A 25,397-nucleotide genomic window follows, 5' to 3' on the forward strand; every position below is an offset into this window, starting at 1 on the left:
GGGCGATGCGGCTCAGTGGGAGCGGCGCCCGCCTCCGCGGCGCGGCGGGCGGCGCGGGCCGCCGGTCGGCCGTCTCGTCTGCTTCGAGCCCGGGCCGTTTGGGCCGGACGCCGGGCGCTTGCCGCCGTCCTTCTTGCCGCCGTCCTTCTTCCCGCCGTCCTTCCTGGTGCCCTCCTTCGCCGCGTCGGCCTGCGCGGCCGCCACGTCGGGGTTCCGGGAGCTGTGGGCCGTGCGGCCGCGGACGATGCCGATGAACTCGTCGACCAGCTCGTGCTGCGCATCCCGTGGCCAGGCGAGTCCTACCCTGCTCTGCTCGGCGTCTTCGAGCTTCATCGCCACCACGTCTTTGCGGCGCAGGGACTTCGCGACCGACTGCGGCATCACCGCGATGCCGTCTCCGGCCGCGATGCTGCGGAACATCGCCTCGGACGGCTCGCCGTCGACCACCGCTTGGCCGTCGAGGTCGGCCAGGTGCAGCTTCTTCTCCAGGGTGAGGAGGTGCTCGTGGTGCATCGCGACCACGATGTCCTCGGCGTAGAGGGGGATCAGGTGGAGGCCGTCGGTGTCGACCGGCTCGCGCACGAAGGCCATGTCCGCCCCGCCGGTGTCGATGGCTGCGCGCTGGTCCGCATCCGGCACGCGGGAGACGATCAGCTGCACCTCGGGGTGGCGCTGCTCGAAGACGCGGGTCCATTTGCCGACGGTCACGCCGAGGGGGAAGACGATCGTGAACGTGGACGGCATTCTCCGAGGGTATCGAACGGATACCCTTGAACCTATGAGCGCCCAGAAGAAGCCCCAGACGATGAAGGCGGCGACCGCCGCGAAGAAGCTGGGGATCTACCTCCCGGCCGCCCCTGCCGAGTTCCAGGAGGGCGAGGTCAGCCGCACCGACTTCGACGAACTCGCCGCCAACCCGCCGGAGTGGCTCGTCACCCTGCGCGCGGAAGGACCGCACCCGCGCGACGTGGTCGCCCACAAGCTCGGCGTCTCCAACTCCGGCCTCGCGCGCGGCGGCGTCACCGAGGCGCTGACGACGGCGGAAATCAAGGCGCTGCTGGAGAACCCGCCCGCGTGGCTGGTCACCGAGCGAGCCACCCAGGCCGCCGTGCACGCGGAGAACGCCCGCGTCAAGGCACGCAACGCGGAGCGCGCCGCCCGCACCGACTGACCTCCGGCCCGGCTCGCGTCAGCGCTGCGTGCGCGCAGCCGACCGGGCGAGGACCTCCGGACCGGTGACGAGCGCCCGGCGCCACGGCGCCACCCCGTCGATCTCGATCTGCAGCGAGAAGCTCAGGACGGTCCGGATGAGGACGATCAGCGCCAGCGCCAGGGCGTCGGTGAGCGACGGCGTCGAGGTGACCGTCCTGACCAGGTCGGCGGCCACCAGCACTTCCAGTCCGAGCAGGATGACCCCGCCGAAGCTCTCGCGGAGCGTCTTGAACGCCGTCCGCCCGGAGCGGGAGATCACCCAGGCGCGGATCGCGATGGCGACGGCGACGAGGAAGCCGACGGCCATCGCGCTGACGCCGACGACCTCGAAGGCGACCGCGATGGTGTCGAAGAAACCCTGACCGAACATGCGCTCATGCTGCCACATCCCGGCCACGGTCAGCGAGCGCCCCGCCCAGCGAACCCCGCCCAGCGTGTCCCGCCCCGCGTGTCCCGCGTCAGGACACGTGCACGGCCGGGCGGCGCTTCACGTCGCGTTCCGCCTCGCGCAGCACCTCGCGCGTCACAGGAGCCACCTCGCCGACACCCGTGATCAGGAACCGGAACATGTTGGAGATCGGGTTGCCCTCGGTCCACTCGAAGTAGATCGTCGGCACGACGCCGGTCACATCCCGGATCTCCAGCAGCACGGCCGCGATCGTGTTCGGAACGTTGCCCGCCTTCACCTGCAGCACCCGGTAGCCGTGCTTGACGACGCCGTGCACGATCAGGTCCTCCTCGAAGTCGGACGAGTCCGACCGGTAGACCTCGATGAAGATCGTGCGGGAGCGCTGCGGGATGTGGCTGAACTTGCGTTCGTCCTTGTTCTTCTGCTCGTACTCTTTCGTCGTGTCGACGTCCGGCTCGTGCGAGATGATCCGGATCTCGCCCTCCTCCGCGTCTTCGAGGACGAAGTCGAGCGCCGTGACGTCGAGGGTGACGGAGGTCGCGCGCAGCTGGAACGACCGGCCGATGCGGGAGACGATCGAGATGGTGATGATGCCGATGATGAACAGGCTGGCGATGCGCAGGCCGTCCGGGCGCTCGAAGATGTTGGCGATGGTCGTGTAGACGAAGATCGTGGTGACGATCGCGAACGCGATGGTGCGCTTGCGCTGTCTCTTCCGCCAGGCCGACAGGGTGACGGCGAGGGATGCCGACGTGATCAGCACCAGCACGCCGGTCGCGTACGCGCCGCCCTGCGCATCCACGTCGGCCTGGAAGACCAGGGTGATGACGAACGCGATGAGCGTGAACACCAGCACCAGCGGGCGCACGGCGCGCGCCCACTGAGGCGCCATGCCGTAGCGGGGGAGGTAGCGCGGCACCAGGTTCAGCAGACCGGCCATCGCCGATGCTCCCGCGAACCACAGGATGAGGATGGTGCTGAGGTCGTAGACGGAGCCGAACACGTTTCCCAGGTATTCGTGGGCCAGGTAGGCGAGCGCGCGGCCGTTGGCGGAGCCTCCGGACTGGAACTCCTTCTGCGGGATCAGCAGCGTGGTGGTGAAGCTCGACGTGATGAGGAAGCAGCTCATGATGATGGCCGCGGTCGTCAGCAGGCGGCCGGCGCCCCGGATGCGTCCCCGCGGGTACTCCGGGTCGTCGTCCGGCCGTCCCTTGATCTGCGGCATGACCGCAACACCCGTCTCGAAGCCGGACAGGCCGAGGGCGAGCCTCGGGAAGACGAGCAGCGCGATCCCGACCACCATCAGCGGGTTGCCGTGCTGCGTGTTGAGGGCGGCCCACCAGTCGTCGATGGCGGTGGTGTGCTGGAACACCTCGACGATGGAGGTGGCCACGACGATCACGTTGAGCGCCAGGTACACCGCCACCAGGACGACGGCGATGCCAATGGCCTCCCGGAAGCCCTTGAGGAACACCGCGCCGAGGAGCGCCAGGAGGAACAGCGTGATGCCGACCTGGTTGCCGTGGAACCACTCGGGCGTGTACGGGTTCTCGATCGCGTGGGCCGTGGCGTCCGCCGCGGACAGGGTGATCGTGATCATGAAGTCGGTGGCGGCGAAGCCGAGCAGCACGAGCACGAACAGCTTTCCGGCCCACCAGGGCAGCAGGCGCTCGAGCATCGCGATGGACCCGGAGCCCTTGAAGCTCTCTCTCGCCACCCTGCGGTACACCGGCAGGGCGCCGAGCAGGGTCAGGGCGACGAGCACGAGCGTGGCGAAGGGGGAGACCACCCCGGCGGCCAGGGCGGCGATGGCCGGCTGATAGCCGAGCGTGGAGAAGTAGTCGACGCCGGTGAGGCACATGACCTGCCACCAGGTGTGCTGGCGTTCCGGCTTCCTGCCGTGCGGGCCCTGGTGCGTGCCGCGCTCGTCGATCAGTCCGGAGAGCAGCCAGTGCCGGAACGTGCTCTTCCCCGGTCTGGCCGGTTTCTGCGGCTCGTGCGCCTGACCGGGAACCGGAGTCGGACTCGTGGGGGTGGTCTCCGCAGGAGTGCTGGACATCGGTTCCTTCGTTCTCGTGCAGGTCGGCGCGCAACTGAATTGTACGCACGGAGAGAGCGCGGGAACGTGCAGGGATGACGCGACGCGGCCGCGTCGGGCTAACGGATCACCAGGCCGAGCTGCGGTAGTCCTTCAGGAACACGCCGTGCAGGTCTTCTCCGGCCTGTCCGCGCACGATCGGGTCGTATACGCGGGCCGCGCCGTCGACCAGGTCGAGCGGGGCGTGGAAGCCCTCCTCCGCCAGGCGCACCTTCGTGTAGTGCGGGCGCTCGTCGGTGATCCAGCCGGTGTCGACCGCCGTCATCAGGATGCGGTCCGTCTCGAACATCTCGCCGGCGCTGGTGCGGGTGAGCATGTTGAGGGCGGCTTTCGCCATGTTGGTGTGCGGGTGGCCCGGCCCCTTGTAGCGGCGGCCGAACACGCCCTCCATCGCCGAGACGTTGACGATGTACGCGCGCCCGGCCTCTGCGGCTGCCGTGGCGGCGGCCATGGATGCGCGCAGCCGGCTGATCAGCAGGAACGGTGCGGTGGTGTTGCAGAGCTGCACTTCCAGCATCTCCAGCGGGTCCACATCCTGGACCGCCTGGGTCCAGCTGTTGACGGTGTGCACATCCGGAACGAGCCCTCCGGCGTCGATGGCGGTGCCGTCGGCGTGCTTGGCGAGCGACGACGAGCCCGGCGCCATCGCGAGAGCAGCCAGCTCGTCGGCGGTGAGCGCAGACGGCCCGGCGAGTTCGGCGACCGTGCCGGCGACGTTCGCGGCGGAGAGCAGGGGATGCGCGGCCACGGACGCCTCGAGCGCGTGCGGGTGCGGGTCCGCCGTGTGACCGAAGGTCTCCATCTCGGGCAGGGGACCATCGGGGAGCGGCCGGCTCTCCGCCTCGGCGAGCAGCGAGTACGCTCCCGCCGAGCGTCGGACGGTCTGGGCGGCGTTGTTGATCAGGATGTCCAGCGGGCCCTGCGCGGCGACGGAGTCGGCCAGCGCGATCACCTGGGCGGGGTCGCGCAGGTCGATGCCGACGACACGGAGGCGGTGCAGCCACTCGGACGCGTCCGGCAGCTGGGAGAAGCGGCGGACGGCATCCCGGGGGAACCGCGTGGTGATGGTGAGGTGCGCGCCGTCGCGCAGCAGCCGCAGGGCGATGTGCATCCCGATCTTGGCGCGGCCGCCGGTGAGCAGGGCGCGCTTGCCGGTGAGGTCGGTCCTCGCGTTGCGCTTGGCGTGGCTGAGGGCGGCGCAGTCGGGGCAGAGCTGGTGGTAGAAGGCGTCGACGAGCGTGTAGTGCTGCTTGCAGATGTAGCAGGCGCGGGACTTCAGGAGGGTGCCTGCGCTCGCCGCCTCCGTGCTGGTGGTGAGGTCGAGGCCGCGGGTCTCGTCGTCGATGCGGTCCGGTGCTCCGGTCGCGGTGGCGGCGACGACGGCCTTATCGGCCTCGGCGACGGCGCGGCGGATCTCTTTGCGCCTGGCCTGCTTGACGGCCTTGAACATGTGCGCGGTCGCCCGGCGCACGGTGATGAAGTCGGGGTGCTCCTCGTCGAGCTCGTGCAGGTTCTCCAGGACGCGGAGGGCCGCTGCGAGGTCTGCGGGGTCGACGCGGGACGCAGCGGAGCCGGATGCGTCGGATGCGCCGGATGCGCCGGGCGCGTCGGAATCGAGCGCGTCGGAATCGGGAGAGGGGGAGTCGGGGAGCACCGGAGAATTCTACGCGGTGGCGGCTGGACGCATCTCCAGCCAGCTCAGCCCGCGCAGGTCGACGCACACCGTCTCGCGTTTCTCGACGGCGACCACGAGCACGTCGCCGCAGACCGAGCAGCGCACCACCAGTCCGTGATCGTTCGGGTACACCCGCGCGACCGCGACGACGGCCTCGTCTCCGCAGCTCGCGCACTTGCCGACGGCGCTGGTGATGTCGGCGGCGAAGACCTCCGACAGCAGCCCGGCCGCCGCGTTCCCGTCGAGGTAGTCCGGTCCGGTCATGCCGCCGCTCCGATCCCGCCGTAGCGTTCGGTCCTGATGCGTGCAGGGTCGTGCCCGGCGTCCACCAGCCAGCCGGACACCGTCTCGACGAACGCGGTCGCGCCGCAGAGGTAGAACGTGGGGGTCGCGGTGACCGGCAGGGTGGCCGCCGCCAGCGCCTCCGCGGTCAGCCGTCCCGCATCCACCGGCCAGTCGGGCGGGGTCTCGCGGGTGTAGACGTAGTGCACGGAGAGCGGGGCGGCCGTATCCCTGGCGAGCATGGCGAGCTCGTCGCGGTAGTAGACGGCCTCGGGGGAGCGCACGGAGTAGAGCAGCCGGAACGGTGCTGCGCTCGCCGCGGCGGCGTGCGCCCTCGCCATCGACATCAGCGGCACGACGCCGGAGCCTCCGGCGATCAGCTGGATGGGCGTCTGCTCACCCGGCCGCCAGACGAACCAGCCGCCGACCGGGCCGCGCACCTCCAGCTGCTCTCCCGTCGTCACGCCGCGCACGAGGTAGGGGGAGACCTCGCCGTCCGCGAGCTCCTCCACGGTCAGTTCGAGTTCGTCGCCGGGCAGCGCAGACGCGATCGAGTACGACCGCACCGCCTGGTATCCGTCGGGAGCCGTGAGCCTGATGTCGACGTGCTGCCCGGCCAGGTGCCCGCTGAGGCCGGGGATGCGCAGCCGCAGCGTGCGCGCGGTCGGCGTCTCGAAGCGGGCGGCCACCACCTCCGCGACGCGCCAGGCCGTGCTCACCAGTAGCGCTCTTCTTTCCAGGGGTCCCCGTACATGTTGTAGCCGTTCTGCTCCCAGAACCCCGGCTGGTCCTGCGGCAGCATCTGCAGGCCGTTGACCCACTTGGCGCTCTTCCAGAAGTAGAGGTGCGGCACCAGCAGGCGCGCGGGCCCTCCGTGCTCCGGAGCGAGGTCCTCGCCGTCGAAGGTGTGGGCGATCCAGGCCTTCCCGTCGAGCAGGTCGGCGAGCGGGACGTTGGTGGTGTACCCGCCGTACGAGTGCGCCATCGTGTACTCGTAGTCGGTGTCGACGCCCTCGAACAGCGTGTCGATCGCGACGCCCCGCCACGACGTGCCGAGTTTCGACCAGCTGGTGACGCAGTGGATGTCCTGGGTCACGTCGTCCTGGGGGAGGGCGAGGAACTCGTCCCAGCTCCAGCGGTGCACCGTCCCGTTCTCGGTGGTGATGGTGAACGCCCACTCGTCGTGCGTGATGCGCGGCGTCGGACCGGCGGAGAGCACGGGGAAGCCCTCGGTGAGGTATTGGCCTGGCGGAAGTCGTGTGTCCTCGGTACGGCGGCGGCCGAGGAATCCGGAGGAGATGATTCCCATGCGCGCAGCTTATTACCCGGCCACCCGCGCGGTCTATGGTGTTGCCTATGACCGTCGTGAATCTCGGCACACCGCGGAGCGCAGCTCTGCGGACAGAGCCGAGCACGGAGGGCCGCCCGGACACACGGGACCTCGTCGACCGGTACGGCAGGGTCGCCCGCGACCTGCGCGTATCCGTGACGGAGAAATGCTCGCTGCGCTGCACGTACTGCATGCCGGAGGACGGCCTGCCGAGCATCCCGCGCGACGACCTGCTGAGCGCCGTCGAGATCTCCAGGCTGGTGCGCATCGCCACGCGCGACCTCGGCATCACCGAGGTGCGGTTCACCGGCGGGGAGCCGCTGATGCGCGCAGACCTCGCCGAGATCATCGGCCTGTCCGCGGAGGCGGCGCCGGGCGTCGACCTCTCGATCACGACCAACGGGATCGGACTGGACCACCGCATCCGGAGCCTGGTGGATGCCGGGCTCACCCGGGTGAACGTCTCCCTCGACACGGTCGACAGGGAGCACTTCGCGCGCCTGACCCGGCGCGACAGGCTGCCGGCGGTGCTCGCGGGCATCCGCGCGGCGCACGACGCCGGGCTCATGCCGCTCAAGCTGAACGCCGTGCTGATGCGCGACACGCTCGCCGGCGCCCCCGACCTGCTCGCCTGGGCGATCGAGAACGGCTGCCGTCTGCGCTTCATCGAGCAGATGCCGCTCGACGCCGACCACACCTGGATGCGCGACAACATGGTGCCCGCCGCCGAACTCCTCGACGTGCTCGGCGCCCGCTTCACCCTCACCGAGGCGGGCAGGGTGGACCCCTCAGCGCCAGCGGAGGAGTGGCTGGTGGACGGTGGGCCAGCGACGGTCGGCATCATCGCGTCGGTGACGCGCTCGTTCTGTTCCGCCTGCGACCGCACCAGGATCACGGCGGAGGGCACGGTGCGCTCCTGCCTGTTCGGCGACGACGAGACCGACCTGCGCGCACTGCTGCGCGGCGGGGCGGACGACGCCGAGATCGCCCGCTGGTGGCGGGGAGCGATGTGGGGCAAGCAGGCCGGCCACGGGATCGGCGCAGACGGGTTCGTGCCTCCGGTGCGGAGCATGGGGGCGATCGGTGGCTGAGTCGGGCGACGGCACCGTGCTCGTGCGGTATTTCGCCGCGGCGGAGGAGGCGGCCGGGCGGTCGGAGGAGCGCATCCGGCTGGCGGAGCCGACGCTCGGTGCCCTGCGCGCCGAACTGCTCGCCCGCTACGGTGCGCCGATGGAGCTGGTGCTGCGGTCAGGGTCATTCCTGGTGGATGCGGTCGTGTCGCGCGACCCTGCCAGACGCGTGGCAGGGACCGTGGATGTGCTTCCGCCGTTCGCGGGCGGGTGACCTGACCCGATCTGACCTGACCGGTGCGCTAGGGTTGTCGCAACAGTGGGGGCTGAGCAGGGGAGGTGCGCGATGAGCACGCTGATGGACGAATTCGCTGCGGTGCAACGGCGTCGGCGGAGGGTTGCGCTGCTGATGGTGGCGGCGATCGTCGCCGGGGTCGCCGCGTGGCTGACCGGGCCGATCGGGATCGTGATGATCGGTTTCGGCGACGCGGCGGGCTGGGCGCTCGCGGCGGCCGGCCTGGTTCTGCTGGCGGCCATGATCGTGGCGATCGTCGCGGCGGTGCGCACGCGCGTCGCCCCGTCGAGCCAGCCGGGCAAGGCCAACCTGCGCTTCGACGACCCGCTCCCGTCCCGCAACCCGAACGGCGGCAACGCCATGAACGGCTTCCAGATCGGCTCCTGAGCCGCGGGCGTCGGCGCGCGTCAGAGGGCGTAGACGGGCAGGTCGGCGGGATCGACCGCGACGGTGACCGGCGTGCCCGGCATCAGGGCGAGGTCGGCGACGACCGACGGCGCGACCAGCGCTGGCAGGCTGTCGGTGCGCACGAGCACGAGGTCGCCGCGGGGCTCCAGGTCGCGCACGGTCGCGGGGAGCCGGTTCGGGATGTCCGGCGCGGGATCGAGCGCGCGGAGCACCCGCACGGTCGACGGCCGAACGGCGGCGGCGACCCGTGAGCCGATGGGTGGGGCGGGGGAGGTGGCAGTTCCGTCGAGCACCGTTCCGTCGAGCACCGTTCCGTCCAGCGCGGTCCGGTCGTCGGTGACGATCCCGGATGCGCTGCGCCGCCCGGTGAGCAGCGTCACCCCGGTCAGCTCGGCGGTGAACGCGCGGCGGGGGCGGTCGAGCACGTCTCTGGTCGGTCCGTCGTCGACGATGCGGCCGTCGTGCATCACGATCACCCGATCGGCGAGCAGGTAGGCGTCGAGCGCGTCGTGGCTGACGATCACGGCCGTGCGCCCGGCAAGTGCTCGCGCGAGTGTCTGCCGCACCTCGCCGGTCACGGCGACATCGAGCGCAGACAGCGGCTCGTCGAGCAGCAGCACCCGGGGTTCGGCGGCGAGGGCGCGGGCCACGGCGACCCGCTGCGCCTGCCCGCCGGACAGCTCGTCGGGGCGGCGGTCGGCGAACGCCTCCACACCAACGGAGCGCAGCCAGCCATCGGCGACGCCCCGCGCGTCGACCCGGGATGCGCGTCCGGCCCGCGGACCGAACTCCACGTTCTGCCGCACGGTCAGGTGCGGGAACAGCAGCGGCTCCTGCGCGAGCAGAGCCACCCCGCGGCGGTGCGGCGGCGTCCAGGCGCCGGGCAGGTCGAACAGCACGTCGCCGCCGAGTGTCGCCCGGCCGGTGTCGGGGCGGACGAGCCCGGCGAGCATCCCGAGCACGGTGGACTTGCCCGCGCCGTTCGGGCCGAGCACGGCGACGGTCTGTCCGTCTGCGATGCTGAGGTCGATGTCGGTCCCGCGCTCGGACAGCGTCGCGCGCATCCGGACGGTCGAGTCGGAGTCGCTCACCGCGCCGCCGCTGCGCTCCGCGTCGACGTCGCTCACCGCGCCGCCGCCTGCTCCGACCGGCGGGCAGACCCACCGACCGCCCGCAGCCGCCGCCGTCCCGGCTCGCCGGCGCCGTGTGCCACCGCGACCACCACCACCGCCACTGCGATCAGCACCAGCGAGAGCGCGACCGCCGCATCCGGGTCGGTCTCGCGCTGCAGGTAGATCTCCAGCGGCAGGGTGCGGGTGACACCCTGCAGGCTGCCCGCGAAGGCGAGGGTCGCGCCGAACTCGCCGAGGGCGCGGGCGAACGACAGGATCGCGCCGGATAGCAGGGCGGGAAGCACCAGCGGCAGCGTCACCCGGAACAGCACCGTCGCCGGCCGCGCTCCCAGGGTCGCGGCGACCGCCTCGAACCGGGTTCCCGCCGTGCGGAGGGCGCCCTCCAGGCTCAGCACCAGGAATGGCAGGGCGACGAACGTCTGCGCCAGCACCACCGCCGTCGTCGAGAACGCCACGTCCAGCGCGCCGCCGAGGAGGCCGCGCCGGCCGAACAGGTAGAGCAGGGCCAGACCGCCCACGACCGGCGGCAGCACCAGCGGCAGCAGCACCACCGCGCGCACCACCCGCTGCCCGCGGAACGGCACCCGCGCCAGCACCGTCGCCATCGGCACCCCCAGCAGCACGCAGAGCGCGGTCGCGGCCAGCGAGGTGCGCAGGCTCAGCCCGAGCGCATCCAGCGACGACGGCGACGTGATCAGCGGGATGAACTCGCCCCAGTCGACCCGCAGCAGCATCGCGACCAGCGGAAGCAGCACGAACAGTCCGCCGAGCACCGCCAGCGCGACGATCCAGCCGGGCACGTCGAGGCGGCGCGGCGGCGACACCACGCTACGGAGCACCGAACCCGGCGGCCGCGAGCACGGCGCGGCCCTTCCCGCCGGTGACGAAGTCGATGAACGCCGCGGCCCCCTTCGGGTTGGGCGCCCCGGCCACCGCCACGATCGGGTACGTGTTGACCACGCCGGACGCCTCCGGGAAGGCGACGGATGCGACCTTCGAGCCTGCCCCCTTCACGTCCGTCACGTAGACGATCCCGGCGTCCGCCTCGCCGGACTCCACCTTGCCGAGCACGTCGGTCACCGACGACTCCTGGCTCACCGGCGTGAGCGTCACCCCGCTCGACGCCTCCACTTTCGCGGTCGCGGCCCCACACGGCACCTGCGGAGCGCACACGACGGTCTTCACCCCCGGCTTCGCGAGGTCGGCGAACCCGGTGATCTTCGCCGGGTTGCCGGGAGGGACGGCGATGGCGAGGACGTTCGTGGCGAAGTCGACCGGTTTCCCGTCCGCCAGCTTCGCCGTGACCGCCTTCGCCATATTGGCCCCGTCCGCCGACGCGAACACGTCGGCGGGGGCGCCCTCGGTCAGCTGCGAGACCAGGTCGGACGACCCGGCGAAACTGAAGGTGACCTTCGCCCCGGGATGCGCGGACTCGAACGTCTTCCCGAGCGCGGTGAAACTGGACGTCAGCGATGCAGCCGCGAACACGGTGACCGTGCCGCCGACCGTATCCGCCGACGCCGACCCCGTGGATGCGGTGGGCTGCGTCGCGGAGGAGGCCGCGCATCCGGAGAGCAGGAGGGCGGGGGCGAGGGCCGCTGCCGCGATGGCTGCGATGGAGCGTCGGTGCACGGTCAGTCGTCGGGGCACGGTCGGTCGTCTGGACACGGTCAGTCCTTCCCGATGGGGGTCTCGACGATGACGGTGGTCGCCTTCACGACCGCGACGGCGACCGAGCCGGGTTCGAGCCCCAGTTCGCGCACCGCCTCGCTGCTCATCAGCGACACCACCCGGTGTGGGCCGCACTGCAGCTCCACCTGGGCCATGACCGTGTCCATCACGATGCCGGTCACCAGTCCGACGAAGCGGTTGCGGGCCGAGCGCGCGACGCCGGACGGGTCGGCGGGGAGCACGGCGTTCTGCTTGGCGAGCTGGGCGAGTTCGAGCCCGTCCACCACGGTGCGGCCCGCACTGTCCGTCGCGCTTCCGAGCGTCCCGGCGTCGATCCATCTGCGCACGGTGTCGTCGCTCACCCCGAGGTAGAGCGCGGCGTCTTTAATCCGAATCTGCGGCACAAAACACACGATAGCGCCGCATCTGCGTCAGTGCACGCGGATCTGCGGCTAGAGGCCCACCCACTCGGAGACGCCGTCGGCGAAGTGCTGGCGCTTCCAGATCGGCACGCGCCCCTTGATCAGCTCGACGAGAGCGGCGCAGGCCTCGAACGCCTCCGCTCGGTGCGGTGCCGCGACGGCGGCGATGAGCGCCGGGTCTCCGATGGTCAGCGAGCCGACCCTGTGCTCCGCGGCGACCCTGAGGCCCGTCCGCGACGCGATCTCCTCGCAGCACTCGCGGAGGAACCGCTCGGCCTCCGGATGCGCCCGGTAGTCGAGCGAGACGACGCTGCGCCCTCCGTCGTGGTAGCGCACGATTCCCTGGAAGGAGACGACGGCGCCGGACTCGGCCCGCCAGACGAACTCGTCGACCGCCGTGCCGTCGAGAGGGTCGGCGCTGATCGAGGCGTAGACGTCGCTCATCGGGTGTGGTCGCCTCCGCGCAGTTGGTCGAGCAGGTGGGGGAGCAGGTCGTCGAGCACGGCGAGGCCGTCGGACACGCCGCCGCGCGAACCGGGCAGGTTCACCACGACCGTTCCACCCGCGACCCCGGCGACGCCCCTGCTCAGAGCGGCGAGCGGCGTGTGCGCAGCGCCGCGGGCGCGCAGGGCCTCCGCGACGCCGGGCAGGGTCCTGTCGAGCACGGCGGCGGTCGCCTCCGGCGTGCGGTCGGTGGGGGAGACCCCGGTGCCCCCGGTGGTCAGGAGGACGGCAGGGCGGGCGGACAGTGCATCCCGGATGGCCGGGGCGATGTCGGCGTCCGCGACCACCCGCACCTCGGCGGGAAGGCGACGCTCGGCCAGCCACGCGGCGATCACCGGGCCGGTGGTGTCCTCGGCCTCCCCGGCGGCGGCGCGGGTGGAGGAGACGATGACGATGGCGGTGGATGCGGTGGGTGCGGTCGCAGTGTCGCCGCTTGCGTGGGCCGGTGCGCCCGCATGCTCCGCCTCCGCATCCTCCCTCCGCCACTCGCCGCGCTTGCCGCCGCTCTTGGACAGCAGCTGAACGTCGGTCAGCGTCGCAGCGGGGTCGACGGCCTTGATCATGTCGTGCAGCGTGAGGCCGGCGACCGCCACCGCCGTCAGCGCCTCCATCTCCACTCCGGTGCGTCCGTGCGTGCGGGTCGTCGCCTGGATGTCGATCACCCCGGCCTCCGCGTCGAGCGAGAACTCGATGTCCACCGCGGACAGCGGAAGCGGGTGGCAGAGCGGGATCAGTTCCGAGGTGCGTTTCGCCCCGCCGATCCCGGCGAGCCGAGCCGTGGCGAGCACGTCGGCCTTGGGGAGGTCGTCGGCGCGGACAAGCCGCACCACGTCCGACCGGGTGACGACGCGCCCGCGCGCCACGGCCTCCCGATCGGTCTCCGGCTTGCCGCCGACGTCGACCATCCTGGCGCGCCCGTCGCCGTCGAGGTGGCTGAGCCGTGCCTGCGACCCAGCACCAGACCCCGCTGCACCAGACCCCGCTGCACCAGACTCCGCAGCACCCGTTCCCACAGCATCCCCGCTCATAGAGTCCACACTGTCACGTCGTCGCCCGCCGCGAGCGCTTCCGTCTCCGCAGGCACGTCGATCAGCACGTCCGCCCTGGCCATCGCGGCCACCAGGTGCGAGCTCGGCCCTGCCACCTGCTCGACCGTGCCGTCCGGCAGCCGCCTGCCCCGCAGGAACTGCCGTTTCCCCACCACCGACCGCAGCTCGGCGGCGAGCTGCGCGGTCTCCACGCCCGCGGGGGCGAGCCCGGCGGAGGCACGCAGCAGGTCGCGCAGGAACACCGTGAACGACACCTGCGTGCTCACCGGGTTGCCGGGGAACGACAGCACGGGCACACCGGCGACGACCGCCGTCGCCTGTGGTCCGCCCGGCTGCATCGCGACCGTCACCACCTCGGCTCCGTGCGGCTGCAGCACCTCCCGCACCACCTCGTACGCGCCTTTCGAGATGCCGCCGGAGGTGACGACGAGGTCGCTCGCGCCCACCGCATCCATCAGCGCCCGCTCGAACTCGTCGTGGTCGTCGCTCGTCGCCGTGCGCACCGAGACGACGGCGCCGGACTCCTGCACCAGCGCGGCGAGCGCGATGCCGTTGGCGTCGAACACCTGGCCGAACCCGGCGGGCGTCCCGTCCGTGCCCTTTTCGGCGCTGCCCTTTTCGGCACTCACGAGCTCCGCGCCGGTCGTGAGGATGCCGACGCGCAGCAGCTGTCGCACCTCGACGGCCTCCACCCCCGCAGCCGCCAGCGCGGCCAGGTGGCGCGCGGCCAGCCGGACCCCGGCCTCGACCAGCACGTCGCCCCTGCGCAGGTCGCTTCCCCGCTCGCGCACGTACTCGCCCGCACGGCGGGACCGGCCGATCGTGACCACGGCGCCCCTCAGGTCGTCGTCGCGGCCGAGCACCAGGTCGGTGTCCTCCACCGGGACGATCGTGTCCGCTCCGCTCGGCACCGGCGCGCCGGTCATGATCCGCAGCGCCGTGCCCGGCGTGAGGATGACCGGAACGGTGTGCCCGGCCGGGATGTCGCCGCTGACCTCGAGCGCGACGGGGACGTTCCGGATGTCGGAGGAGCGGACGGCGTACCCGTCCATCTGCGAGTTGCGGAACAGCGGCAGGTCCACGTCGGAGCGCACGGCGGCGGCCGTCACCCTCCCGGCGGCCTGCGCGAGCGGCAGGCGCTCCGTCGTCCCCCCGGCGAGCAACGGCTCGACCAGCCGGGCGATGGTCTCTGCGTGCTCCTCGACCGTGCGCGGTGGCGTCATGGTCTCAGTATCGCGCCAGGTCGGCGTCGATGTCTCGTGCCCAGGCGTCGATGCCCCCGGACAGGACGATCCCGGATGCTCCCGCCTCCACCAGCCGTTTCCTCGCCGTCTCCGCCCGGATGCCGTGGTGGCAGACGATCACGATCGGGTCGTCGCCCAGCCGGGAAGCGACGCCCTCCGCGTCGTCCAGCACGACGCCCAGCGGAACCAGCAGAGAGCCGGGGATCTCGGCGATGTCCGCCTCCCACGGTTCGCGCACGTCGAGCAGCGTGTGCGGTTCGCCGGCGAGGAGCCTGGCGTGCAGCTCGGCCGGGCTGATCGAATGGGCGACGGCGTCGGTCAGCCCGCAGAACGCGTCGTAGTCGATCAGGCCGGTGATCGGCGCGGCGGCGGGGTCGCGCTCGTACGCCAGCTCGCGTACATCACCGCGCAGCGCGTCGTGGATGAGCACCCGCCCGATGAGCGGCGTCCCCGTCCCCGTGACCAGCTTGATCGCCTCGCTCACCATCACGCTGCCGATCATCCCGCACACCGACGGCAGCGCACCGGCCTCCGCGCAGCTGGCGACGCTGCCGGGCTCCGGAGGCACCGGGAACAGGTCGCGGTAGTGCGGTCCGTGATCCGCCCAGCTGACGCCCACCTGGCCGCCGAACTGGTGCACGGCGCCCCACACCACGGGCACGCCGGCGAGCACGGCGGCGTCGTTCACCAGATAGCGCGTGGGGAAGTTGTCGCTGCCGTCGAGCACCAGATCGAACCCGGCCAGGATGCGCTCGGCGTTCTGCGCGGTCAGCCGCTCGCGGAACAGCACCACCTCGGTCTCCGCGTCCAGAGCGCGCACGGCGTCCGCCGCGGAATCGACCTTGGCGCGCCCGACGTCGGCCGGGGTGTGCACGGTCTGCCTCGGCAGGTTGCTCCGCTCCACCCTGTCGTTGTCCACGATGCCGATGGTTCCGACGCCCGACGCGGCCAGCAACGGGAGCACAGCGGCGCCGAGCCCGCCCGCGCCGACCACGAGGACGCGGGAGTTCCGGATGCGGCGCTGGGCGAGCATCCCGAAGCCGGGCAGCTGGGCGGTGCGGGCGTAGCGGGCCTCGCGGTCCGGCGAGAGGTCTGGTCCTGGTGCGACGAGCGGAGGAATCCCCATGAGCCCAGTATCGCTTGCGGAGGGGACGGTCACTCAGTCGGCCGGTTGCTCAGGAGACGGTGACCTGGATGCTGTGCAGCCCGGTCGCCCCGTCGGGCACCACATCGGCGACCCGCGAGGTCTGCACCATGCCCGTCGCATCCGTCGCCCGCACCCGGATGGTGTGCGAGCCCTTCGTCGCGGCCCATGCGTACTTCCACTGCCGCCAGGTGTCGGCGGAGATCGCGTCGGCGAGCGTCGCCTCGTGCCATTCGCCGCCGTCGATCTGGACGTGCACGGCGCTCACGCCGACGTGCTGCGACCAGGCGACACCGGCGACGGCCACCGTTCCGGCTGCGACCTGGCGGCCGGATGCGGGAACGTCGATCCGCGACGACAGCTTCACCGGCCCGCGCTGCGACCAGCCCCTGTCCGTCCAGTACGAGGTGACGGCGTCGAACCTGGTCACGTTCAGCTCGACCACCCACTTGGTGGCCGACACGTATCCGTAGAGGCCGGGCACGACCATCCGCACCGGGTAGCCGTGCTCCAGAGGGAGCGGCTGCCCGTTCATCCCGACCGCCAGGATCGCGTTCCGCTCGTCGGTGAGCGCCTCGATCGGCGTGCTCGCCGTCCAGCCGTCCTGGCTCTTCGACAGCACCATGTCCGCCTGCGGTTTCGGCTTCGCGCGGGCCAGCAGGTGCCGGATGGGGTAGCCGAGCCAGGTGGCGTTGCCGATCAGGTCGCCCCCGACCTCGTTGGAGACGCAGGTGAGGGTGGTGGTCGACTCCTCCAGAGGCAGCTTCAGCAGGTCGGCGAAGCTCAGCTCGACCTCGTTCTCGACCATGCCCGTGATGCGCAGTTTCCAGGAGGACGGGTCGATGCCGGGGATCTGCAGGGCGGTGTCGATGCGGTAGAAGTCGGCGTTGGGGGTGACGACGGGGGAGAGGCCGGCGATGTCGAACGACGCGCCGGCCGGGATGGGCGGGGCAGCGACCGCGGGCTTCGGCAGGTGGAACGCCGCGCGCGCCGCCGCTGCCGTGCGGTACCCGGTCGCCACGACCTGCCCGACGACCACGGCCAGCGCACCAGCGGCTGCCGTGGTGGCGGTGGCGGTCACGAAGCGGCGCCTGGTCACGGCGCCGTCCGGCGAGATCCTGCTCGGCACGGTGCCGCGCAGCATCCTGGCCAGCGACCCGAGCACGAGGATGCCGACACCGGCCGTCACGACCGACGGGACAGCATCCAGGAATCCTGCCCCGGACCGGGTGAGCGCGGCCAGCACGCCGAACGCGCCTCCCAGCCCGATCAGGATGCGCCCGAGCGGCGGCCTGCGCAGCTCCAGCCAGCCCGCCAGCGCTCCGGCGACCAGCAGCACGATGCCGAGCGAGATCACCAGCACGGCTTTGTCACCGGTGCCGAACAGTGCGATGACGCCCTCCTTCAGCCAGGCGGGGACGAGGTCGATCACCAGGGCGCCGACCACGAGCACCGGGCTGCCGTTCTGCACCAGGAACGCGCTGACCAGCTCCCCGGCCCCCACACCGGCGAGCACACTCGCCACCCCGGTCGACGCCGAGCGCCAGAACGACACCATGCGCAGAGAGTATGGCCGCAAGCTGGGACCGAGTCGAGTGCTGCACCCGCGCCGCATCCGGCCGTGGGAGGCTTGACGCACGATGTCAGAACGCAGTCAGCTCCGCGTCGGGACGATCCCCGGCTACACCGGTCCAGCCACCCTGGACGACGACGCCCTCTACGACACGTTCGTGGACTGGGTGGAGGAGGGCGGCATCAGCCTGTACCCGGCACAGGACGAGTCGGTGATCGAGATCGTCGCCGGGGCGAACCTCATCCTGAGCACACCGACAGGAACGGGCAAATCGCTCGTCGCCGTCGCGGCGCACTTCGCCGCGCTGGCCCGCGGAGAGCGCAGCTTCTACACCGCTCCGATCAAGGCGCTCGTGTCGGAGAAGTTCTTCTCGCTCGTGGAGATCTTCGGGGCGGAGAACGTCGGCATGATGACCGGGGACTCCGCCGTCAACGCCGACGCTCCGATCATCTGCTGCACCGCAGAGATCCTCGCGAACCTCGCCCTCCGGCACGGAGCGGACACCCCGGTCGGCCAGGTCGTGATGGACGAGTTCCACTTCTACTCCGACCCCGACCGCGGCTGGGCGTGGCAGGTGCCGCTGCTCACCCTCCCGCGCACGCAGTTCGTGCTCATGTCCGCGACCCTCGGCGACGTGACGGCGCTCGCCGACGACCTCAGTGCGCGCACCGGACGGGAGACCGCGACGGTCACCGGCGTCGAGCGCCCGGTGCCCCTGCACTACTACTACGAGCTCACCCCGGTGCACGAGACGGTCGAAGACCTGCTCAGCACCGGCCAGGCGCCCATCTACATCGTCCACTTCTCCCAGCTCGCCGCCCTCGAACGCGCGCAGGCCCTGTCGAGCGCGCGCATCGCCAGCAGGGAGCAACGGGATGCGATCGCCGAGCTGATCGGCGAGTTCCGCTTCACCACGTCCTTCGGCAAGACGCTCTCCCGGCTGCTGCGCCAGGGCATCGGCGTCCACCACGCGGGGATGCTGCCCAAATACCGCAGGCTGGTCGAGCAGCTCGCCCAGCGCGGGATGCTCCGCGTCATCTGCGGGACGGACACCCTCGGCGTCGGCATCAACGTCCCCATCCGGACCGTGCTGCTGACAGCACTCACCAAGTTCGACGGCACCAGGATGCGCCAGCTGAACGCCCGCGAGTTCCACCAGATCGCCGGGCGCGCCGGGCGGGCGGGCTTCGACACGGCGGGAACGGTCGTCGCCCAGGCGCCCGAGCACGAGACGGAGAACCTGAAAGCCATCGAGAAGGCGGGCGACGACCCCAAGAAGCGCCGCAAGATCGTGCGCAAGAAGGCGCCGGACGGCTTCGTCTCCTGGGGAGAGCCGTCGTTCAGGAAGCTGATCGAGGCCGAGCCGGAGACGCTGACCTCGTCGATGCAGATCACGAGCGCCATGCTCATCAACGTGATCGCCCGCGGCGGCGACGTGTTCGAGCACGTCCGCGCGCTGGTGTTCGACAACCACGAGCCGTGGAAACGGCAACTCGCCCTCGCCAGGCGCGCCCTCGGCCTCTACCGCTCGCTGCTCACGGCGGGCGTCGTCGAGAACGTGGACGGCCGCATCCAGCTGACCGTCGACCTGCAGCCGAACTTCGCCCTCAACCAGCCGCTGTCCCCGTTCGCGCTCGCCGCGTTCGAGCTCTTCGACCCAGAGGCCCCCGAGTACGCGCTCGACATCGTCTCGGTGGTGGAGGCGACCCTCGACGACCCGCGGCCGGTGCTGTCCGCGCAGCAGTTCCAGGCGCGCGGAGAAGCGGTGGCGGCCATGAAGGCCGACGGTGTGGAGTACGACGACCGGATGGAGGCGCTGGAGCAGGTCACGCATCCCCAGCCCCACGCCGAGCTGCTGGCCGCCGCGTTCTCCACCTATGCGGCCAGCCAGCCGTGGGTGGCCGACTTCGAGCTCAGCCCGAAATCGGTGGTGCGCGACCTCTACGAGCGCGCGATGACGTTCGGCGAGTACATCGCCCTCTACAAGCTCGCCCGCTCGGAGGGCGTGGTGCTGCGCTACCTGTCCGACGCATACCGTGCCCTCGGCCAGACGGTGCCGGCCGACCTCCGCACCGACGACCTCCGCGACCTGATCGAGTGGCTCGGCGAACTGGTCAGGCAGGTCGACTCGAGCCTCCTGGACGAGTGGGAGGAGCTCATCCATCCGGATGCTGCCGCGCACGCGGCCTCCGCGGGGGAGCTGGCGCCTCCTGCGCCCCGCAACGTGACCACGAACCGGCGCGCGTTCTTCGTGCTGGTCCGCAACGAACTGTTCCGCCGCGTGCAGCTGGCGGCCCTCGACAAGGTGCAGGACCTCGGTGCGGTCGAAGTGGAGGCCGCAGCCCTCGCCGGACTCGCCACCCCGACCTTCACCGAACTCGACTGGGACGAGGCCCTGGAGGCCTACTACGCCGAGCACGACGAGATCGGCACGGACGCTGCGGCCCGCTCGGCGGCCATGATCATCGTCGACGAGACGGCAGCGGCAACAGACGGCGTCTGGAAGGTGCGGCAGATCTTCGCCGACCCGGCCGGCGACCACGACTGGGGCATCAGTGCCGAGGTGCTGCTGGCCGCATCCGCGGAGGCGGGCGTGGCGGTGGTGTCGGTGACGGGCGTGGGGCGGCTGTAATTCACCCCACGTGGTGCCGCCGCTCCAGCGCAGCCCCTTCCACGTCCACGTTCGGCAGCGCCTTGTCGAGCCATCGCGGCAGCCACCAGGCCGAGCGGCCGAGCAGGTGCATCAGGGCGGGCATCAGCAGCATCCGGACCACGAAGGCGTCGACGAGCACGCCGAAGGCGAGGCCGAAGCCGATGGAGCGGATCATCGTCGACTCGCTGAAGACGAAGCCGCCGAAGACCGAGATCATGATGAGGGCCGCAGCGATCACCACGGTGCGTCCGGCCCGGAGGCCCTTCGTGACGGCCAGGCGGGCGGAGGCTCCGTGCACGTACGCCTCGCGCATCCCGGACGCCAGGAACAGCTGGTAGTCCATCGCCAGGCCGAACAGGATGCCGACCAGGATCACCGGGAGGAAGCTCAGGATGGGGCCGGTGTGGATGCCGAGGGCGTCCGCTCCCCAGCCCCACTGGAACAGGGCGGTGATGGCTCCGTACGTCGCGAACAGCGACAGGATGAAGCCTCCCGTCGCGATGAGCGGCACCAGCAGCGAACGGAACACCAGGATCATGATCAGCAGGGACAGACCGACCACGACCACCAGGTAGAGCGGAAGCACGTCTGCGAGATTCTGCGAGATGTCGAGGTTGATCGCGGTCTGGCCGGAGACGCCGAGGGTGATGTCGCCGTCGATGGTGCCGAGCGAGCGGAGGGCGCCGACGAGCTTCTCGGTGGAGACGCTGTTCGGGCCTTCGGTGGGGATGACCTGGAACGCCATCAGCCGGTGGTCGTCGGAGACCGCGATCGGCGCGACGGCGACCACGTCCTTCTGGTCGGCGAGCGTGCGCGCGACGTCGAGCTGGGTCGCGGTGACCTTGTCGTCCGCGAGGCCGGCCGGGACGTTCGCGGTGACGAGCAGCGGGCCGGTGGCGCCGTCCCCGAACGCCTCTGCGGTCTGCTGGAACGCGTTGTAGGTGGTCGAGCCGACGGGCTCGGAGGAACCGTCCGGCAGGCCGACCCGCATCGACAGGGCCGGGATGGCCACCACCAGCAGGGCGGCGGCGGTCGCGATGACGGTGACCACGGCACGCCAGGTCGCCATCGGCTTCACGCTGCTGTCGTCGTGGTGCACCGTCCCCACCTTCGTCCTGGCGCGCTTGGCGAGCAGCCGGGTGCCGAGGAGGCCGAGGACGGCGGGCGTCAGCGTGATCGCGATGAGGACGGCGAGCACCACGGCGACGGCGCCGACCGTGCCCATCAGGCCGAGGAACGGGACGCCGGTGACGTTCAGCGCGAGAAGGGCGACCACGACGGTCGTTCCGGCGAAGACCACGGCGTTGCCGGAGGTGCCGTTCGCGAGGCCCACCGATTCGTGCGGCTCCGCCCCCTCCAGCAGCTGCCGTCTGTGCCGCTTCACGATGAACAGGGAGTAGTCGATGCCGACGGCCAGGCCGAGCATGATGGCGAGCACGGGCGTGACCGACGCCATGTCCACGATCCCGGAGAACGCGAGCGACCCGAGCGCCGCGACGGCGACGCCGAACAGCGCGGTCACCAGGGGGAGTGCCGCCGCGACCAGCGAGCCGAGCACCACCACCAGCACGATCGCGGCGAAGACGACGCCGACCGCCTCTCCGACGCCCACGATCTGCGGGACGCCCTGGGCGATATCGGTGGAGAACGAGACCGTGACGCCGTCGATCGGCTTCGCCTCGAAGTGCTTGATGACGGCCTGCTTGGAGTCCTCGGACAGTTCGAGGCGGGGCTTCGTGAACGACACGTTGACCAGCGCCGTCGCGCCGTCCTTCGACACCACCCGGATGCCGTCGGACAGTTTCAGCAGCTCGGCGCCCTGCGAGAGCTCCTTCTGCTTCGCCTCGACGGTGGCGCGGTTGGCGTCGATGGTCTGCTGCTGCGCGTCGAGCTGCGTGGTCGGCAGGCCGGCGGCCTGGAGCTGCTGCTTCGCCGCATCCAGTTGCTGCTGCCCGGCGTCGAGCTGTGCCGCCGCCGCATCCAGCTGCGTGGTGCCGTCGGCGACCTGCGCTTGGCGGTCCGCCCGCTCCTTCTCGGTGCTGAACGGGTCGTTGACGCCGGACACGTCGGGAAGGCCGTCCGCGTCGGCGACGAGGGCGCTGATGTCCTTGCGCTGCGCGTCGGAGAGTGCGGAGCCGTCCTTGCTCTGGAACACCACGGTCCCCGAGGCGCCCGCGAAGTCCGGGAGCTTCTTCATCAGCTCGTCCACGACCGCCCCGGATGCGGTGCCCGGCACGTCGAAGCTCGTCGCGAGCCCCTTGAAACCGATCAGGAACCCGCCGACGGCGATGCCGAGCACGATGATCCACGCCACGATCACCCGCCCGGCGCGTCGTGCGGAGAACTTCCCGAGGCGGTAGAGCAGTTCGGCCATGTCGCATCCCTTTCGTGGCGTCCGCGTCGATAATACGCAACGGTCCGTCTCGAAATATGCAGGTAGGCTGTGAGCCATGCCGGAAGGACGACGAGGGGCTCCCCGCAGCGAAGCGGCTCGGCTCGCCATCCTCGACGCCACGGCAGCGCTGTTCGCCGAACGCGGCTACGACCACCTCAGCATCGAGGGCATCGCCGCGCGCGCCGGCGTCGGCAAACAGACCGTCTACCGCTGGTGGTCCGGCAAGAGCGAACTGATCGCGGAATGCCTGCTCGAAGGGATGCTGCTTCCGGAGCGCTTCGTCCTGGCCGACACCGGCGACCTCCGGGACGACCTCACCTCCTGGCTCATCGAGGTGCTGAGCGTGCTCGAGAGCGCGACGGGGGAGGCCCTGTTCCGGTCGCTCATCGCCGCGGCGACGGCCAACGCCGACGTGGGCAGCAGGCTGCGCGAATCCCTCGCAGACCCCCGCCTGTTCGCCACCAGGCTGCGGGATGCGCGCGCGTCGGGAGAGCTGCGCGCCGACCTCCCGATCGACGACGTGAGCGAGACCGTCATCGGCGCGCTGATCTTCCGCGCCCTGGCCGGAGCGCCCTCCGACCCCGGATTCGCGGAGCGCCTGGTCGATCTCGTCCTCGGTCCCCGTCCGGTCGGCTCCCGGTGAAGTTGACCTCGCCCGCCAGCCGTGTGAGTATCTTCGTGGTTGCCTAACAGCGCCAGGTCACTTGCATGAATCCCCGATGAACTTCCGCGGGGCGGACTGTGTCCCGAGACGAGAAAGAAACCGGTGGATCTCACCCTCATCGTCGTGCTGGTCATCGCGCTGGCCCTGTTCTTCGATTTCACCAATGGCTTCCATGACACAGCGAACGCCATGGCCACCCCCATCGCCACCGGTGCGATGCGCCCGAAGGTCGCGGTCGCTCTCGCTGCCGTCCTGAACCTCGTCGGCGCGTTCCTGTCGACCGAGGTGGCGAAGACCATCTCGGGCGGCATCATCCGGGAGGGCGACGGTGGCGTGCAGATCACGCCGGAGCTGATCTTCGCGGGTCTGGTCGGCGCCATCATCTGGAACATGGTGACCTGGCTGCTCGGCCTGCCGTCGTCGTCCAGCCACGCCCTGTTCGGCGGCCTGATCGGCGCCGCCCTGGTGGGCGCAGGGCTCGGCTCGGTCGACTTCGTGGTCGTGCTCGACAAGGTCATCCTGCCCGCGGTGATCGCCCCGGTCACGGCCGGTGTGGTGGCGTACTGCGCCACGAAGCTCGCATACTGGATCACCCGCCGCTACGACGGCCGGCCGGATGGTCGTGGCGGCTTCCGCTACGGACAGATCTTCTCTTCGTCCCTGGTGGCGCTGTCGCACGGCACGAACGACGCGCAGAAGACGATGGGCGTCATCACCCTCACGCTCATCGCCTCCGGTGCGCAGGCGGCGGGCTCGGGCCCGGAGCTCTGGGTCGTCATCTCCTGTGCGCTCGCCATCGCCATCGGCACGTACTCGGGCGGCTGGCGCATCATCCGCACGCTCGGCCGCGGCCTCACCGAGGTCAAGCCCGCGCAGGGCTTCGCGGCGGAGACGAGCACGGCGGCGACCATCCTGGCCTCCAGCCACCTCGGCTTCGCCCTCTCCACCACGCAGGTCGCATCCGGTTCGGTGATCGGCTCCGGCCTCGGTCGCCGCGGTGCGTCCGTGCGCTGGGGCACGGCGGGCAGGATCGCCCTCGGCTGGCTGCTCACCCTCCCGGCCGCCGGCATCGTCGGCGCCGTCTCGGCCTGGCTCGTCGGCCTCGGCCCGATCGGCCTCGCGGTCGACGCGATCGCCGCTGTGATCGTGATCGTGCTCATCTTCTGGCTGTCCAACCGCAACAAGGTCGACAGCGAGAACGCGGTCGCCCCCGCCCCGGTCCAGGGTGTCAGCGAGGTCGCAGCATCCGGTCGCGCTGTCAAGATCAAGAAGGTCAAGCCGCTCAAGAAGCCGCGCGGCAAGGAGAAGGAATCAGCATGATCGACTGGGTCGCCTTCCTGATCGTCTTCGCAGCATCCATCGTCGGCGCGTGCGTCGTCGTCAGCCTGTATGCCCTCGGCACCCGCCTCCTCGCCGTCGCCGGCCGCGCCCTGTTCGTCGAGCCGGTCGAGTTCACCGACGCGATCACCGTCATCTCCCCGGAGGAGGCGGCGCGCGCCCTCAAGAAGGCCGCGAAAGCCCGCAAGAAGAACCCCCTCTCGGACGCGCAGAAGCGCTGGGCGCTGACCGGCGCGTACGCGTGCTTCGTGGGGTGCGGCCTCGCGGTGCTGTACGGGCTGTACCTGATCATCCCGTTCTTCCACCAGTAGGCGCCCGTCGCTGTCGCCGCCGCGCGGCCTATCGGGTCGCGCACGAGGGGGTCAGCGATCGAAGGGCAGGGGAGCTCCGTCGGGGAGAGCCGTCACGCCCTGGCTCGGGGTGAGGGTGACCAGGCCGCCGGTGTCGTTTATCGCGTACACGATGACGCGGTCGGCCGCGCCCGCCAGCGCGTCGCCGCCGGTGTATCCGTCGCCGCCGTCGCACGGGTCCGCGCGGGATCCGATCCGCACCACGGTTCCGGATTCGCCGCCCTTGACCGCATCCTCGACCTCGAACCGGTATGCGCGCACGTCGCCGAATTGGGTCCCGATGGTGCCGTCCCGCCCGGCGACGTGTCCGACGACGACGACGTCGGCCTGCCGGTATGCGGCGTCCGGGTCGGAGAAATCCGCCCAGCTCGGGCAGGAGCGCACCACGGGCGCGCATCCGGACAGGGCGGCGGCGACGAGCACGAGCGCGCCGAGCGTTCCGGCGGCGCTGCGTGTCCTCGTCGTGTGCACACGCTCA

26 protein-coding genes are annotated in these 25,397 nt (G+C 71.1%); 8 read left to right on the forward strand and 18 right to left on the reverse strand.

The window, feature by feature from the left end; all coding sequences use genetic code 11:
• Positions 1-12: 12 nt before the first annotated feature.
• The gene (locus HF024_RS07055) at positions 13-744 is read right to left on the reverse strand and encodes a LysR family substrate-binding domain-containing protein (protein WP_168689096.1); all 732 of its coding nucleotides are present in this window, start codon (positions 742-744) and stop codon (positions 13-15) included.
• A 34-nt stretch (positions 745-778) separates the two neighbouring features.
• Here HF024_RS07055 and HF024_RS07060 point away from each other — a divergent pair, with 34 nt between their 5' ends.
• Positions 779-1,171 (forward strand): DUF5997 family protein, encoded by a 393-nt coding sequence (locus HF024_RS07060; protein WP_085369303.1) that lies wholly within the window; start codon positions 779-781, stop codon positions 1,169-1,171.
• 18 nt (positions 1,172-1,189) lie between these two features.
• Here the strand turns inward: HF024_RS07060 and HF024_RS07065 are convergent, their stop codons facing one another.
• The 6 genes from HF024_RS07065 to HF024_RS07090 form a co-directional block, all read right to left on the reverse strand.
• Entirely contained in the window at positions 1,190-1,582 is a 393-nt protein-coding gene (locus tag HF024_RS07065) for a DUF1622 domain-containing protein (protein ID WP_168689097.1), read from the reverse strand.
• A gap of 88 nt (positions 1,583-1,670) precedes the next feature.
• Positions 1,671-3,680, reverse strand: a complete 2,010-nt coding sequence (locus tag HF024_RS07070) for an amino acid transporter (protein WP_168689098.1) — start codon at positions 3,678-3,680, stop codon at positions 1,671-1,673.
• Between the two features lie 106 nt (positions 3,681-3,786).
• Entirely contained in the window at positions 3,787-5,373 is a 1,587-nt protein-coding gene (locus HF024_RS07075) for an SDR family NAD(P)-dependent oxidoreductase (RefSeq protein ID WP_168689099.1), read from the reverse strand.
• 9 nt (positions 5,374-5,382) lie between these two features.
• A complete protein-coding gene (locus HF024_RS07080) occupies positions 5,383-5,658 on the reverse strand; it encodes a DUF6510 family protein (protein ID WP_168689100.1) in 276 nt (91 codons plus the stop codon).
• On the reverse strand, positions 5,655-6,395 hold the full coding sequence (locus HF024_RS07085) for a ferredoxin reductase (RefSeq protein WP_168689101.1): 741 nt from the start codon (positions 6,393-6,395) through the stop codon (positions 5,655-5,657). Before HF024_RS07085 ends, HF024_RS07080 begins: the two co-directional genes overlap by 4 nt.
• Entirely contained in the window at positions 6,392-6,985 is a 594-nt protein-coding gene (locus HF024_RS07090; RefSeq protein ID WP_168689102.1) for a sulfite oxidase-like oxidoreductase, read from the reverse strand. The genes HF024_RS07085 and HF024_RS07090 overlap by 4 nt, the downstream gene beginning before the upstream one ends.
• Before the next feature lie 47 nt (positions 6,986-7,032).
• Between HF024_RS07090 and moaA the strand changes: the two genes are divergently transcribed.
• The 3 genes from moaA to HF024_RS07105 all read left to right on the forward strand — a co-directional run bounded on the left by moaA (position 7,033) and on the right by HF024_RS07105 (position 8,758).
• Complete coding sequence (gene moaA, locus HF024_RS07095; protein ID WP_168689103.1) at positions 7,033-8,097, forward strand: GTP 3',8-cyclase MoaA; 1,065 nt, start codon at positions 7,033-7,035, stop codon at positions 8,095-8,097.
• Positions 8,090-8,350 (forward strand): MoaD/ThiS family protein, encoded by a 261-nt coding sequence (locus HF024_RS07100; RefSeq protein ID WP_168689104.1) that lies wholly within the window; start codon positions 8,090-8,092, stop codon positions 8,348-8,350. The genes moaA and HF024_RS07100 overlap by 8 nt, the downstream gene beginning before the upstream one ends.
• A 72-nt stretch (positions 8,351-8,422) precedes the next feature.
• Positions 8,423-8,758 carry a hypothetical protein gene (locus HF024_RS07105; protein ID WP_168689105.1) on the forward strand — a complete coding sequence of 112 codons (336 nt, stop codon included), beginning with the start codon at positions 8,423-8,425 and terminating at the stop codon, positions 8,756-8,758.
• A 20-nt stretch (positions 8,759-8,778) separates the two neighbouring features.
• Here the strand turns inward: HF024_RS07105 and HF024_RS07110 are convergent, their stop codons facing one another.
• From HF024_RS07110 to HF024_RS07150, 9 genes are read right to left on the reverse strand one after another with little or no spacing between them, the layout of a single operon-like run.
• Positions 8,779-9,843: an ABC transporter ATP-binding protein gene (locus HF024_RS07110; protein WP_168690815.1), complete on the reverse strand. Its 1,065-nt coding sequence runs from the start codon at positions 9,841-9,843 to the stop codon at positions 8,779-8,781.
• 59 nt (positions 9,844-9,902) lie between these two features.
• Positions 9,903-10,739: an ABC transporter permease gene (locus tag HF024_RS07115; RefSeq protein WP_247597345.1), complete on the reverse strand. Its 837-nt coding sequence runs from the start codon at positions 10,737-10,739 to the stop codon at positions 9,903-9,905.
• Between the two features lies 1 nt (position 10,740).
• Positions 10,741-11,550, reverse strand: coding sequence for a molybdate ABC transporter substrate-binding protein (modA, locus tag HF024_RS07120; RefSeq protein ID WP_168690816.1), 810 nt, complete (start codon positions 11,548-11,550; stop codon positions 10,741-10,743).
• A gap of 32 nt (positions 11,551-11,582) precedes the next feature.
• On the reverse strand, positions 11,583-11,987 hold the full coding sequence (locus HF024_RS07125; RefSeq protein WP_168689106.1) for a TOBE domain-containing protein: 405 nt from the start codon (positions 11,985-11,987) through the stop codon (positions 11,583-11,585).
• 48 nt (positions 11,988-12,035) lie between these two features.
• Positions 12,036-12,449 carry a molybdenum cofactor biosynthesis protein MoaE gene (locus tag HF024_RS07130; protein ID WP_168689107.1) on the reverse strand — a complete coding sequence of 138 codons (414 nt, stop codon included), beginning with the start codon at positions 12,447-12,449 and terminating at the stop codon, positions 12,036-12,038.
• Positions 12,446-13,537 (reverse strand): bifunctional molybdenum cofactor biosynthesis protein MoaC/MoaB, encoded by a 1,092-nt coding sequence (gene moaCB / locus HF024_RS07135; protein ID WP_168689108.1) that lies wholly within the window; start codon positions 13,535-13,537, stop codon positions 12,446-12,448. Before moaCB ends, HF024_RS07130 begins: the two co-directional genes overlap by 4 nt.
• A complete protein-coding gene (gene glp / locus HF024_RS07140; RefSeq protein ID WP_168689109.1) occupies positions 13,534-14,781 on the reverse strand; it encodes a gephyrin-like molybdotransferase Glp in 1,248 nt (415 codons plus the stop codon). Before glp ends, moaCB begins: the two co-directional genes overlap by 4 nt.
• 4 nt (positions 14,782-14,785) lie before the next feature.
• On the reverse strand, positions 14,786-15,928 hold the full coding sequence (locus HF024_RS07145; protein WP_168689110.1) for a ThiF family adenylyltransferase: 1,143 nt from the start codon (positions 15,926-15,928) through the stop codon (positions 14,786-14,788).
• Positions 15,929-15,977: 49 nt separating this feature from the next.
• A complete protein-coding gene (locus HF024_RS07150; RefSeq protein ID WP_085369288.1) occupies positions 15,978-17,504 on the reverse strand; it encodes a molybdopterin-dependent oxidoreductase in 1,527 nt (508 codons plus the stop codon).
• Positions 17,505-17,586: 82 nt separating this feature from the next.
• On the opposite strand from HF024_RS07150, the gene HF024_RS07155 reads away from it, so the two are divergent.
• The gene (locus HF024_RS07155) at positions 17,587-20,151 is read left to right on the forward strand and encodes a DEAD/DEAH box helicase (protein WP_168689111.1); all 2,565 of its coding nucleotides are present in this window, start codon (positions 17,587-17,589) and stop codon (positions 20,149-20,151) included.
• 1 nt (position 20,152) lies between these two features.
• Here HF024_RS07155 and HF024_RS07160 read toward each other — a convergent pair whose 3' ends face one another.
• Positions 20,153-22,546 carry an MMPL family transporter gene (locus HF024_RS07160; protein WP_168689112.1) on the reverse strand — a complete coding sequence of 798 codons (2,394 nt, stop codon included), beginning with the start codon at positions 22,544-22,546 and terminating at the stop codon, positions 20,153-20,155.
• A gap of 76 nt (positions 22,547-22,622) precedes the next feature.
• Between HF024_RS07160 and HF024_RS07165 the strand changes: the two genes are divergently transcribed.
• The 3 genes from HF024_RS07165 (at position 22,623) to HF024_RS07175 (ending at position 24,880) form a co-directional block, all read left to right on the forward strand.
• Entirely contained in the window at positions 22,623-23,210 is a 588-nt protein-coding gene (locus tag HF024_RS07165; RefSeq protein ID WP_168689113.1) for a TetR/AcrR family transcriptional regulator, read from the forward strand.
• Between the two features lie 123 nt (positions 23,211-23,333).
• Complete coding sequence (locus HF024_RS07170; protein WP_085369284.1) at positions 23,334-24,551, forward strand: inorganic phosphate transporter; 1,218 nt, start codon at positions 23,334-23,336, stop codon at positions 24,549-24,551.
• Positions 24,548-24,880, forward strand: a complete 333-nt coding sequence (locus HF024_RS07175) for a peptidase (RefSeq protein WP_085369283.1) — start codon at positions 24,548-24,550, stop codon at positions 24,878-24,880. The genes HF024_RS07170 and HF024_RS07175 overlap by 4 nt, the downstream gene beginning before the upstream one ends.
• Positions 24,881-24,931: 51 nt before the next feature.
• Here the strand turns inward: HF024_RS07175 and HF024_RS07180 are convergent, their stop codons facing one another.
• Complete coding sequence (locus HF024_RS07180) at positions 24,932-25,390, reverse strand: hypothetical protein (protein ID WP_168689114.1); 459 nt, start codon at positions 25,388-25,390, stop codon at positions 24,932-24,934.
• Positions 25,391-25,397 lie beyond the last annotated feature (7 nt).

Source organism: Leifsonia sp. PS1209 (assembly GCF_012317045.1).
GTDB lineage: Bacteria > Actinomycetota > Actinomycetes > Actinomycetales > Microbacteriaceae > Leifsonia.